The sequence below is a fragment of the Dyadobacter linearis genome (assembly GCF_907165045.1).
In the GTDB taxonomy this organism is placed as follows: Bacteria; Bacteroidota; Bacteroidia; order Cytophagales; family Spirosomataceae; genus Dyadobacter; species Dyadobacter linearis.
Genome location: NZ_CAJRAU010000006.1, coordinates 302,964 through 316,019 on the forward strand (window position 1 = coordinate 302,964; position 13,056 = coordinate 316,019).

A 13,056-nucleotide genomic window follows, 5' to 3' on the forward strand; every position below is an offset into this window, starting at 1 on the left:
CTAAATGAAATTTTTATGAAAAATATATTAATGCTTTTCTGCCTGCTGGCGACACTTACTTTTTGTGCTAAAAAAGAAGAAAAAGAACCCGAAAGTGCTGAACACGAGCACCATGAGGAAGAAACCAATGTGGTAGAACTGACGCAGGCGCAGTATGAGAGTGCGAAGATCCGGACGGGCGCGGTCAGTATGCGCAGCCTCAGCGATGTGATCAATGCGAATGGTGTGATCGATATTCCACCCCAAAACCTGGTCAGTATCTCGGCTCCCCTGGGTGGTTTTGTTCGTAAAACGGATCTTTTGCAAGGTATGAATGTCAAAAAAGGACAACTGATCGCGACGATTGAGAATCCGGATTTTATTCAGATCCAACAGGATTATCTTGAAACAGAAAGCAAGCTGGAATACGCACAGCTGGACCTGGCGCGGCAGACGGAGTTAAGTAAAGAGAATATCAATGCGCAAAAAATCCTGCAACAGGCGGCTTCCGAAGTGAAAATTCAGAAATCAAGACTGGCTGGTCTGCGCGAACGATTGAAAACCGCCGGTATCGATCTGACTGCGCTGGAAAAGGGTACGATCAGCAATCGTGCTGCCATTTACGCGCCGATCAGCGGCTCGGTAACCACAGTGAATGTGAATATCGGGAAGTATGTAAACCCGACCGATGTCATGTTCGAGATCGTCGATACTGACCATTTGCATGTGGAACTGTCTGTTTTTGAGCAGGATATCCCCAGAATGAAACTCGGCCAGCTGGTGCGGTTTACGGTCAGCAACAATCCGCAAAAGGAGCATCTGGCCAAGGTGTATCTGATCAACCAGAAAATAAATGAAGACCGCACCGTGCGCGTGCATTGTCACCTTGAAAAAGATGATCCCGGACTTTTACCTCAAAATTTCGTAAAAGCAACAATTGAAACCGGCGCCAGGCCGCTACCCGCATTGCCCGATCAGGCGATCGTCGATTTTGAAGGTAAGTCTTATGTTTTTATCCAAAAAGAAAAAGAGGGTAACGATACGCATTTTGAGATGACGGAAGTAACAAAAGGCATTTCGGAAAACGGCGTTACACAGATCACCGCGACGGGGAATACAGAGATTGAAAAGGCGGGTATTGTGGTCAATGGAGCCTATGCATTGCTTTCAAAACTCAAAAATTCCGAGGAAGAAGGTCACGCACACTAGGCAGGCGGCAGCGCAAAACGGGAGTAGAACGGGCGCTGAAAAAGACTTATAGGGGCGTCTGCCAAAATCCTTTGGGCAGACGCCAACCTAAAACTCTTAACATGAAGAAGATTCTGTTCCTCCTCTTGCTGGGCGCATGGAGCGCCACAGCGCAGATTACCTCTCGCAATATCCTGGAAAAGGCTTATCCCATTGAATCCGTGCAACAAATGCTCGTGCCGCGTGACCAGTGGAAACCCTACCCGACCGATCCGGCTGCCTGGAAAGCGGCGGTTCCGGATTCTGTGCTGGCGCGGATCATCAACGAAGCGGAGAAACTTCTTGAATATAAGTTCGAACCCGTTTCAGCCAGTATCTCCCTCGATTTTGTGCGCTCCGGCGACCGGCTGCGGCATTCCGCAATTTCTTTTGATAAGCGGAATGTGCTGACGAAACTGGTCCTCGCAGAGAGTATGGAGGATAAAGGCAGGTTTACCGAGGCGATCATGAATGGGGTTTGGTCGATTTGTGAAGAGAGTTTTTGGGGCGTGCCGGCACATATCGGGAAAGCGGGTCTGCCTGATCCGGAGAAGCCGATCGTCGACCTTTTTGCAGCAGAAACAGCGGCGGTTTTGGGATATGCAGACCATTTTACGGGCGAGAAGCTGGATAAGATCAACCCGCTGATCAGGAAACGTATTTATTTTGAAACTAATAGAAGGATATTCATCCCGATGCAGACTTACGGCGATGAATTTGTGTGGATGAGCAAAACGAAGGAAGTGAACAACTGGAATCCGTGGATTATGTCCAACTGGATCGCGGCTACCCTATTGCTCGAAAAAGATGAAAAGCGTCGGGCTGAAATGGTACGCGGGTCTATGGTGGGGCTGGATCGGTATATTAATAGTTTGGGCGTAGATGGCGGCTGCGACGAAGGGCCAAGTTACTGGTTTGCGGCTGGCGCGAGCGTGTACGACTGTCTGGAACTGCTTGCCGGCGCGACGAACTCAAAAATCGACATTTACAAGGAGGATATCATCAAAAAAATGGCTTCCTATGTGTATAAAACGCATATTGACGGTCACTACTTTGTGAATTTCGCAGACGCCGACCCCAAACTTCGCCCCGACGGGCTGCTGCTGTACCGGCTCGGAAAAGCTGTAAAAGACGAAAAGCTGGTAGAAATGGGACAGTGGGCGTTTCAGGATTTTCCTGGTGTATCTACTTCACCCGAAGGATTTCATCGCCCGAGAAAAATTGAAAATTTACTGACAATCAATAAAATGAGCACTGAAAAGGTTACGTTAAAACCCGTTCAGGATGCGTGGATCAGCGATATTCAGGTACTGACAGCCCGCGCTGGAAACGGGCTTTTTCTGGCAACCCACGGCGGCCACAATGCCGAAAGTCACAATCATAATGACGTGGGCGATTTTATTATCTATGTCAAAGGCCAGCCGATGATCGTGGATGCGGGCCGGGGAAACTATACTGCGCGGACATTTTCCAACAAACGTTACGAGCTGTGGTTTACACAATCGGAATACCATAACCTGCCGATTGTGAATGGGATAGGTCAAAAAGCGGGGCGCAAGTTTGAAGCAAGATCGGTTAAAAGTACTTTGAATGCGGAGGAAGCAAGTCTGCAAATGGACATTGCGGCCGCGTATCCGCCCGAGGCTGGCATTACTTCCTGGAATCGGCTGGTGCGGCTCAACAGGGTCAAAAATCAGGTGGAGATTTCAGAAGATTACAACCTCAAAACCCAGCCAGAATCTGTGCAGCAGATATTCATGACGGTCTGCGACGTGGACACTTCTGAGCCGGGCAAAGTCAAATTAAAAGGCGCAGCGGACACAAACCTGACACTTTCTTACGACCCAAAATCCTGGACCGTTTCCACGGAGCTACCATCTACGGACGGAATGGAATACGAAAGTTTCAAAACCAAATGGGACAGCCGGCCAGTGACCCGCATTGTGCTGGCGAGCAAGCAGTTAAAACAGAAAGGGAAGTATTTGCTGGTGTTTGATACGAAGGAGTAATCCCGGGCGGGCAGGTTACTCAAGGCTTCTTGGCATAAACCTTGTCGATCTCCGCGCCCGCATCTCCCTGCTGCTTCATCCAATTTTGCAGCTCGTTTTTGAGCTGTGATCCTTTTCTGATAGGTTGGATCGCCGGCCAGATTATTTAGTTCGAAAGGGTCTTTTTGCGTATCGAAGAATTCAACGGGCGGGCGGTTTTCAAAACGGTCCGTCAGCTTTTTTGCAGCTGGGTTCGTCTCTGCTTCGGCAAGCCACGAAAACCAAACGGTATTTCGGTCCTTACGCTCGCGGTTCATCATAAACTTGTTATAGTAAGGTTTATCCGCTATCAGGTTCAGAATCAGCTTATAGCGGTCATCACGAATACTGCGAATGGGGTAAGGATCACCTTCCGGAATATTATTATGAATGCCAAATGCATATTTACGTTCACCTTTACTTTTTCCCAAAATAGTAGGCAGGAAGCTTTTTCCGTCGAGCTCTGTAATCGTTTTTCCACCTGCAATGTCGATGAGCGTTGGCGTAATATCCTCATATTGAGCCATCGCTGCCGTTTCAGTAGCCGCTTTTACATTTCCCGGCCACTTGACGATCATCGAGCTCCGCTGGCCGGAATCGTATAAACTCCATTTTGCTCCGGGAATTTGTGCGCCTTGTTCTCCCAGAAAGATCACGATCGTATTCTTGTCCTGACCCGTTTCTTTGAGCAGCCCCTGGATATCGCCCACCTGATCGTCGAGCCGCCTGATTTCGGCGAGGTACTTTACATATTGCCTGCGCGTCACCGGTGTATCGACCCAGTCTTTCGGCAAAATCAAATTTGCTGCATTAAATTCCGAAGTATCCCCAACTGTCCAGGGCATGTGCGGGTTAATGCTCATCACGAAAAGGCAATATGGTTTCTCAGAGGTGGTAATGTATTTCTTGATATCACCCAATTGGTACTCGTCCGTCGGCGCGACGCAGTTCGGCTCGAAGCCGGTTATGATATCGAAAGGAAATACGCTTTTCGGCTTGGTAACGTGGTCTTTGCCGGTTAATCCGACCCTGTAACCCAAGTCTCCCAGGTAATGTCCGACGCTTTTCAGGTGATCATAAACGGGCTTGTGATTTTGAAAAGAACCATGTTTCACCGGATACAAACCTGTAAAAAGAGAAGCCCGCGTAGGCACGCACATCGCTTCCGACGCGATCAGGTTCGTAAATTTCAAGCCTTCCTGGGCCAATGCATCGATGTGAACCGTTTTCAGATTTTTTCCGCCATAACAGCTTAACTGCCTGCTATCGAGATCATCGGCCATTATGATGATGATATTGGGCTTGGTGGTTTGGGCTTGGGTGGTGGGTGTCAGTAAGAAAATTATGAACGCCAGACCTAAGTGTTTCAGTTTCATAAATCAATGTTACCTGATTGTATTAAAGTCGCAAATTAAACTTCACCACCACAAATCCTACTAAATTAGTAGAGAAAGCTACGAAATGCTATTAAGATAGCCACTCCTGACCTATTTGCGCCCAATACTCCCTCGTATTTGCCAGTGTTATCTCAGGCGTGATCATGCCAGGGTCAAACGGTACTACTTCCTGCGCAGTCAATATTTTATTTGGAAAATCGGGGTTTGCGATTGCTGCGCGGCCAATTGAGATTAAATCGGCGTGGCCGGTTGACAGCAACTTTTGCGCGAGGTCTTGATCGTGCATGCCGCCGTTCGCGATCACCGGTACTCCCGCAAGTTCACGCGCGATAGAATTGGAAGAGCTTCCGTCGGGGAACAAGCATTCCCGCGCCCATTTCCCGCCTTCCGCAGCAATGTGAATGTAGTCCGGTTTGATTTTCGCAACTTCTCTGTAAATGGCGCGGGCAGTTTCAGCGCCTCCTTCCCAGCGGTAGGCAAGGTCATTCACTTTTCCCTCAGAAAAGCGGATTCCGATCAAAAAATCCGGTTTCACCACTTTTTTGATCGCATTAAAAACCTCCGCGAGCAGCCGCAGCTGGTTTTCGACGGGGCCGCCGTAATTGTCCGCACGCTGGTTCGTCTCGGGTGTAATAAACTGGTCGAACAGATAGCCGTTTGCTGCGTGCAGCTCCACTCCGTCAAAACCCGCTTCCTGAGCCAGTAATGCTGCCTTTACAAAACCTTCCCGGATCTTTTCCATGTCTTCAAAATCCATTTCCCGCGGCATAGGATAAGGTTTTTCCCGCATTTCTGATTCAGTCGGGAGGCTGTCCAAGGGTAGCACTGCGGAAGGGGCGATCGTATTTTCGAGAAACCGGGAAAGTGCACCGGCGTGCATTAACTGGCTGATAAATACAGTATCGGATCGCTTCACTTTCTGCACAACATTCTTCCAGCCAGCAAGTTGCGCAGTGTCGGTCAACCCGGGCTGGTTGGCGCTCGCCTGACTGTACAGATTGTCTGTGTAAGTACCTTCCGTGATGATCATTCCAAATCCGCCTTTGGCGAAAGCAGCGTAGTAATCACGCATCTGCGAAGTTGGAACCCCGGCAGCATCTGCGCTTACGCGCGTCATCGGCGCAACTGCAAACCGGTTCGGTAACCGCCTGTCTTTAATGTAAACAGGATTGAATAATGGAGATTTCTGAGCTTTCATTTCGTTTGTATTTTTGATACAAATTTCCATGTTAGCAGTCAGGTGCGGGGAATAACTAATTTAAGAAATGGCATTAAACTAGTTTAATTTTTCTGCTGATTTAGCCGGTTTCACTTTCCTGATTTTGCTCAAAAAAACTGGCGTAATACCGAGATAGGAAGCAATATGCCGCTGCGGAAGTCGCTGCTCAATTCCGGGATATTTACTTAAAAGCGCCTCATAACGCGCTGCTCCGCTCATCATAATCGCATTCAATATCCGCTCATCCTGAGCCAGACAGGCGCTTTCATTCATAATCCGCCAAAACCGTTCGAAAACCGGAACCTGCCGGTAGAGCATTTCAATGGACACTTTATCCAGCTGCAAGACCGTGGTCGGTTCCAATGCGACGATATTTCTGGTAGCAGGTATTTCCCGCACGAAACTCGCCGAGTCGGAGATCCACCAGTCTTCCATTGCAAAATGCAGCGTGAAGTCATTTCCTTTTGAATCCACATAAAAAGATCTCAGAAAACCCTTTACTACAAAGGATTCAAACCGACAGACTTCGCCCTGCTGCACCAGGTATTGTCGCGGTAATAAATGGCGGATTTTGATCAGCGAACACACGTATTCCTGCTCTTCCGGCGTAAGCGGAATGCGTTTCAGAAAATGATTGATAATGGTTTTGAAATCGTCGTTTTGCATTGACTGATTGCTAGTTCATATTGAGCGCCCTTTTCATAAATCCTCCCAAAAAACTGGCCACAAATGTGAGGATAACAGACCCGTAGAGACTGAAATTTTCGAGCTCTGTGGCACTGGTTGTTTCGGGTAGTTTGGTAAACAAAAAGTAGCCGCTTAGTACCAGCACAGACTGCACCAATGCCAGAAACCAACCTTTTCTGGGTTCCGCAAATCCAATCGCAATAGCCGCACAAACTGCGACGAGATAAGGCATGTGCACACTTTCAGCCTGCTTCACCACAGCCACAACCAGAACACTTGTAAAAACCACCATCACAAGACCGGCGATCAGTTTTTTGTCGAGAAATGGCGATTGGCGGTTTTGAGGAATATCAGCCTGCTCTTTTTCTGACTTGGAGCGAAGGTCTGAGTAATTCCGCAGGTAAAGGATATAACCGATAAACGTGATAACAACGACAGCTTCAAGCATAGAATAGTAACAGCTTTTATCAAACCGTGAATGTGAATGCCTTTCTCAACATTTCGAGACTTTTCGGGACGGATGTTTTCGGGTCTTCTTTCCCTTCCATTTCAAGTGAAACAAAACCTTTATAATTCGCTTTCTGGAATATCTTACCGATCCGATCGTAGTCCATTGCTTTATCATAAAATGTACCTCCGCCGAAATACGTTTTTGCCTGAACGATCGTGGCGTAGGGAGCCAGTTTTTCCAGGCCAGCGTAAGGTTCGCCTACAAAATTGCCGGTATCTACGTTCAAACCCATGGAAGGCGAGCTTTTCAGCGCATTGTACATTCTCAGCAGATATTCAATGTTAGAAGAAAGCCCCCAATGATTTTCCAGCGCGAGCACAATACCTTGTTTCTCAGCATATTGCAAACACTCCCCCATTCCGTCAATCGTCCATTTGATCCCATCTTCGTCGGTATATCCTTCAATCGGTGGTTCTACGCCGTGGGTATAGTAGTCGGTTTGCCGCTTATTTTTAACCGTACCCCAGGAACCGGTGTTCATTCGCACGCAGGGAATGCCCATTTGCGACGCCATATCAATGCATTTATAGGTATGCTCAATATCCGCTTTCCGCTTGGCGACGTCGGGTTGCAGGAAATTCTGGTGGATAGAAAGCAGCGGGAGCGCCATGCCGTTATCGAAGGCGATGCGCTTCAATTTGTTCTGGTACGCCACCGTATCTTCTTCCATGGATCTGTGCAGAATTTCCACTCCGTCGAAACCGAGGCGGGCCGCGTCTTCGATCACATTTTTGATCGGGTACTTGGGGCCGGAGAGCGGCCAGTATGAATAGGTCGAAACGGCAATCGGCAAGCGTCTTGTAGCCGCCAGTTTGGCTTCGGGGGCTGCTTCTGCTAGTGAGCCGGTTAATAAGGCAGAGCCCAGCACAGCGGTTTTCTTGAACCAAGAACGTCGTGAATCAGCGCTTTCAGATACGTCAAAATTTTTCATAGGAAAAGGTGAATGGTGGTTGAATGGAATAGCTTTGACCGATGTGCGGTCTTGCAAAACAGCTTAATATACAAAGCATATTTTCAAAGACACTACCCCATCCTACCCTTGCCTTTTTTATACAAAAACCCCTTCACCAAGTGCCATTTTCTATCGGATCAGGTCCTCGGCAAATGACTGCCACTGTATTTTTGAGAATATCTCTTTCCCAAAAAAGCCTGTCACTGCATTCCTCACCTTATCTATCAGGTTTTCTGCCTCAACATTTTCTTCCAGATCCCGGTCGTAAATGCCCGCGGTAACCGTTTGAAATTCCCTTGTTACCGTAAATGTGCTTGTTGATTTCTCCGAATAAAAATGAGCAGGCGCTTCCTCGTCTGATGTCGGCGCAGCCACGGGGCGCACGCGGATCGCCAGACTTTGCACGTCCTCGGACTCGAAATTCTTGACCTTTTCGATCCTTACCCAGTCGAAACCATCGGCCGCTTTCGTGCCCGGGCCGGGTACATCTATGCGGATCAATAGCCCTTCCTCCGCATTTTGCTGCAACGGATTCCCGGCCTGGTCCATCAATGCAAACTCTCCGGCGCTACCTGTTTTGCCCCAGTTATTTACGTCCAACAACCTTTCTCTGGCAACCTGATAAAGGTTACGAGCTTCTTCGATGGTTGACAAATCCTTTTTACTTTCTGCGTTGACGACGCTGCCGTCTGTATTTTCGGGCACGGCGCCTGTATAGTTTTTCTCGTCCATTTTTCAAATTTTTTATTGTGAAGTTGGCCGGATCTGAAAAGAAATATGCCAGCCGGATTTTGGCACGGTTTTTAGATTGAACACACGTTTCAGATCAACAAACTATCCTTAGAATTATGGAAAATACAGGAAAATACGCACTTGTTACCGGCGCTACGAGCGGCATTGGATTAGAACTGGCGAAGTTATTTGTGAAAGACGGGTACAATCTGGTCATCACCGCAAGGGATTTGACGGAACTGCACGAAACTGCGAGCCTATTACAGAAACCTGGTATTGAAATAGTTATCATTCCGAAAGACCTTTTCGACCGCGAGCAGGCATTTTCACTTTATGCGGAAATCAAGCAGCGTGATATTGAAATTGATGTGCTCGTCAATAATGCCGGCCAAGGCGTTTACGGAAAATTCGACCAGACCGACATCGACCGTGAATTGCAGATCATTGACCTGAATATCGGCTCGCTGGTGATCCTGACCAAATGCTTTCTGACAGATATGGTGGCGAGAAATTCAGGTAAAATTCTGAACCTGGCTTCTATTGCGAGTAAGGTTCCTGGACCTTGGCAAGCTGTTTATCACGGCACAAAAGCATTCGTTCTATCCTTTACGGAAGGGATACGCGAGGAATTGAGGGAGACGGGCGTTACAGTCACCGCATTGTTACCGGGCGTCACGGATACCGACTTTTTCAATAAAGCGGATATGCAGGACAGCAAGGCAGTGCAGGACGAAAGCAGCAAAGCAGATCCCGCAGATGTGGCTTCGGACGGTTACAAGGCATTAATGGCCGGCGACGATAAGGTGATATCAGGGCTGAAAAACAAACTGCAAATGGCAATGTCCGCTGTGACGCCAGACAGCATTTCTGCGAAACAGATGAATGAGCAGCAAAAACCTGTGGACAAAGACGATTTGTAGCAAATGTAAAACGAGGCTGGTTTCAAAATCAGCCTCGTTTTTTTTACAGAGTGTTCCTGCTACGAAAGATCAAAGTTGCATTGAGAGTGATTTCGACCGTTAGTTCATTTAAAGAGAAAGTTTCTGGAAAAAGAGTTTACATTGTCCGCAATCAAAATGGGTTAGTAGTTAAATTAAACACATCATTGCGTCGACACAACTATGGAGAACCAGCAATCGGATATCATTTTTTATAGCTCGCCAGCCGGCCACGTTAAGGTTGAAGTTATTTTTAACGATGAAACTTTTTGGTTGAGCCAGAAACGGTTAGCCGAGTTGTTTGCAGTGGAAGTGAATACTATTAACTACCATCTGAAAGAAATTTACAAGTCCGGCGAATTAATAGAAGAAGCAACTATTCGAAAAATTCGAATAGTTCAGAAGGAAGGAAATAGGGAAGTTGCACGTGAAGTAGATTTCTTTAATCTCGATGCAGTAATTGCAGTTGGTTACAGGGTCAACAGCTTCCAGGCTACACAATTCAGGATCTGGGCGACAAAGACGCTGCGGGAATTTATTATCAAAGGTTTTGTGCTGGACGACGAGCGGCTTAAACAGGGTAAGCGATTTGGGAAAGATTACTTTGAGGAGTTACTAGAACGAATCCGCGAGATTCGCGCCAGTGAGCGGCGGTTTTATCTCAAAATCACTGACATCTACGAGCAGTGCAGTATTGACTATGTGAAAGGATCAGATATTACCGTGAAATTTTTCAAGACGGTGCAAAACAAGCTGCATTATGCCATTTCGGGGAAGACTGCCGCCGCCCTGATCGCAGAGCGGGCAGATGCCGAAAAGCCAAATATGGGACTGCAAACTTTTCGAAATGCGCCCCATGGGAAAGTTCAGCGAACAGATATTGGCGTCGCCAAAAATTACCTGATCGAGAAAGAGATCAAGGAGTTGCAACGCATTGTTTCCATGTATCTCGACTATGCCGAAAATCAGGCAGCACGGCAGATTCCAATGAAAATGGCGGACTGGGCTGCCAAGCTGGATGGTTTTTTGCAGTTCAATGAATACCAGGTTCTCTCGGATGCAGGAAAAGTGAGCCATGAAGTGGCCTTGAAACTTGCCGAGAAAGAGTTCGAAAAATTTCGGATTGGACAAGACCGTAGCTTCGAAAGCGACTTTGACCAGGAACTGAAAAAACTGAACATTACAAACCAACCGCCGAACTAATTCCCGCTACGAAGCCAGGATCTCAGCAGTTTCGTGACGTTGGGCATCACGATCCAGGTTAATATTCCTACCATGCAGGCGGCGATTATCAATGTCCGCAGTGACGCAGGCAGCTCTTTAATAAGCGGCCCGACGGTAAATTGAAGAAACAGACTTGTGGGATAAACACCGCACAAAGTAGCGACGGCCATTTTCCAGCGCGGCGGCTGGACAGGTGCACGGAACCACGCTTCCAGGCCGGTAAGCTGGCGGTAATTCGGCTCCTCGGTCAGTGTTGACGCAAATGCTTCCCAGTCTTTGAACAATTGTGAATGATAGAATGCATCGCGCTCGGCTTCATCTGCGAATGTCCGCAGAATACCTATTTCCCCGCTGTCGTCTCCTGGCAGCGGCGTGATCATACCCGCGCCCTGCACGCCCCCGTGCAAAAAGGATTCGCCCAGAAACCGGCGAAGCGCCTCTTTGAATTCCGCTTCTCTTCCCGGAAGAACCTTGCGCGTAATGGAGACGTGAATGGGCATAGTTCGTGTAATTTTGTCTGATTCGGTTTAGATCCACAATATAACACGCGTTAAATATTCTTCTTCCATAAATTAGATTTTTGACCAGATACTGCTTTAACTTTAAAATCTGCGCAAAACAACCAGCCGCGCCCAGCCTTAATATTCCGGATTCATGACAAAAGCGAATACGCTGCTATGTGTTTTTATTGTTTTGAAGTTTGTACTGCAATATTTACTGATCATTCCTGAATACGATCTGCACCGCGATGAATACCTGCATCTGGACCAGGCGAACCACCTGGCGTGGGGCTACCTATCTGTCCCGCCTGTCACATCCTGGATTGCGACCCTGATCAAATGGCTTGGAAATGGCGTTTTCTGGGTCCGGTTCTTCCCTGCCTTGTGTGGCGCACTGACGATCTGGGTCGTCTGGAAAACAACCGAAACTTTGAAAGGCGGCTTATATGCTTGCGCACTTGCCGCTACGTGTACCTTATTTTCTGCGCTGATGAGATTGAACCAGCTTTTTCAGCCCAATTCGGTGGATGTCCTTTGCTGGGCAACGCTGTATTTTCTTTTGATCAAATACATTCAAACTAACAAACCAAAGTGGCTGTACTGGTTTGCGGTCGTTTTCGCATTCGGTTTTTTGAATAAATACAATGTCGCATTTCTGATCATAGGGTTACTTCCTTCCATTTTACTAACCAAACACCGCCAGCTGCTGGTTACCCGCCCATTCTTTCTGGCAGTACTGATAGGCCTTGTATTGATCTCACCCAACCTGATCTGGCAGTATCGAAACGATTTTCCAGTGTTTCACCACATGAAGATATTGGCCGAAACACAGCTGGTAAATGTTACGCCCGCCGATTTTTTCAAAGAGCAATTTATATATTTCATTGGGGGGATGATCGTGCTGGTGCCTGGCTTGTACGCACTTCTTTTTTATAAGCCGTTTGAAGAATACCGCCTGTTTTTTTTCTCGATCATTTTCACACTGGCTGTGTTCGTTTTTTTGAGAGCAAAAGGATATTACGCGATCGGCATTTACCCCATTTACCTGGCTTTCGGAGCAGTTTTTGTTTCGGCGAAAATTAAGTCGCAGTGGATCCGTGCTGCATATATCATCATTCCCGCGACTATTTTTATCCCGGTCGCAAGGGTGGCTTTCCCCAATCAGACACCTGAAAAAATCGTTGCTAACTCTCAACGTTTCAAACGGGCCGGTTTGCTTCGCTGGGAAGATGGAAAAGACCATGAGATTCCGCAGGATTTTGCTGATATGGTCGGCTGGAAAGAGCTGGCAGAAAAGGTTGACGCCGCTTATGCCAAATCACCCGACCCTGAAAATACACTCGTACTCTGCGACAACTACGGGCAGGCTGGCGCGATTAATTACTATTCAAAAAAGGGAATCCGTGCGGTGACTTTCAATGCGGATTATGTCAATTGGTTTGATCTTAGCAAGAAATACAAACACCTGGTTCGCGTCAAAAATGGGTGGGAAACGGAAGCGGAAATGAAGGAAACAGGGCAGCTTTTTACCAGCGGAGCAATTACGGATTCGGTCACCTATCGGTACGCCAGAGAGCGCGGCGCGGCTATTTTTTTGTTTTTAAATGCTAAATCCGACATTAATGGCAGACTGGCCAAAGAAATAGAAGAAATGCGCTGGTAA

The 13,056-nt window shown here is 47.5% G+C and carries 11 protein-coding genes and 1 pseudogene; 5 read left to right on the forward strand and 7 right to left on the reverse strand.

Annotation, left to right across the window (positions count from 1 at the left end; all coding sequences use genetic code 11):
* Positions 1–15: 15 nt before the first annotated feature.
* Positions 16–1,188: an efflux RND transporter periplasmic adaptor subunit gene (locus KOD92_RS20440; RefSeq protein WP_229254772.1), complete on the forward strand. Its 1,173-nt coding sequence runs from the start codon at positions 16–18 to the stop codon at positions 1,186–1,188.
* A gap of 101 nt (positions 1,189–1,289) precedes the next feature.
* The gene (locus KOD92_RS20445) at positions 1,290–3,215 is read left to right on the forward strand and encodes a heparinase II/III domain-containing protein (protein ID WP_215235450.1); all 1,926 of its coding nucleotides are present in this window, start codon (positions 1,290–1,292) and stop codon (positions 3,213–3,215) included.
* A 332-nt stretch (positions 3,216–3,547) separates the two neighbouring features.
* Here the strand turns inward: KOD92_RS20445 and KOD92_RS27455 are convergent.
* From KOD92_RS27455 to KOD92_RS20470, 6 genes and pseudogenes are all read right to left on the reverse strand, one after another.
* Positions 3,548–4,609 (reverse strand): annotated as a pseudogene (locus tag KOD92_RS27455) (sulfatase family protein); the annotation flags it as partial.
* A gap of 91 nt (positions 4,610–4,700) precedes the next feature.
* Entirely contained in the window at positions 4,701–5,828 is a 1,128-nt protein-coding gene (locus tag KOD92_RS20450) for an oxidoreductase (RefSeq protein WP_215235451.1), read from the reverse strand.
* Between the two features lie 78 nt (positions 5,829–5,906).
* Positions 5,907–6,515, reverse strand: a complete 609-nt coding sequence (locus KOD92_RS20455; RefSeq protein ID WP_215235452.1) for a Crp/Fnr family transcriptional regulator — start codon at positions 6,513–6,515, stop codon at positions 5,907–5,909.
* Positions 6,516–6,525: 10 nt separating this feature from the next.
* On the reverse strand, positions 6,526–6,984 hold the full coding sequence (locus KOD92_RS20460; RefSeq protein ID WP_215235453.1) for a hypothetical protein: 459 nt from the start codon (positions 6,982–6,984) through the stop codon (positions 6,526–6,528).
* A gap of 19 nt (positions 6,985–7,003) precedes the next feature.
* The gene (locus KOD92_RS20465; protein ID WP_215235454.1) at positions 7,004–7,978 is read right to left on the reverse strand and encodes a sugar phosphate isomerase/epimerase family protein; all 975 of its coding nucleotides are present in this window, start codon (positions 7,976–7,978) and stop codon (positions 7,004–7,006) included.
* 150 nt (positions 7,979–8,128) lie between these two features.
* Positions 8,129–8,731 (reverse strand): hypothetical protein, encoded by a 603-nt coding sequence (locus KOD92_RS20470; protein WP_215235455.1) that lies wholly within the window; start codon positions 8,729–8,731, stop codon positions 8,129–8,131.
* A 116-nt stretch (positions 8,732–8,847) separates the two neighbouring features.
* On the opposite strand from KOD92_RS20470, the gene KOD92_RS20475 reads away from it, so the two are divergent.
* Together KOD92_RS20475 and KOD92_RS20480 are read left to right on the forward strand one after the other, a co-directional pair.
* Positions 8,848–9,651: an SDR family NAD(P)-dependent oxidoreductase gene (locus KOD92_RS20475; protein WP_215235456.1), complete on the forward strand. Its 804-nt coding sequence runs from the start codon at positions 8,848–8,850 to the stop codon at positions 9,649–9,651.
* A 201-nt stretch (positions 9,652–9,852) separates the two neighbouring features.
* The gene (locus KOD92_RS20480) at positions 9,853–10,872 is read left to right on the forward strand and encodes a virulence RhuM family protein (protein WP_215235457.1); all 1,020 of its coding nucleotides are present in this window, start codon (positions 9,853–9,855) and stop codon (positions 10,870–10,872) included.
* Here KOD92_RS20480 and KOD92_RS20485 read toward each other — a convergent pair.
* On the reverse strand, positions 10,869–11,393 hold the full coding sequence (locus KOD92_RS20485; protein ID WP_215235458.1) for an antibiotic biosynthesis monooxygenase: 525 nt from the start codon (positions 11,391–11,393) through the stop codon (positions 10,869–10,871). The genes KOD92_RS20480 and KOD92_RS20485 overlap by 4 nt on opposite strands.
* 154 nt (positions 11,394–11,547) lie before the next feature.
* Between KOD92_RS20485 and KOD92_RS20490 the strand changes: the two genes are divergently transcribed.
* A complete protein-coding gene (locus KOD92_RS20490; protein ID WP_215235459.1) occupies positions 11,548–13,056 on the forward strand; it encodes a glycosyltransferase family 39 protein in 1,509 nt (502 codons plus the stop codon).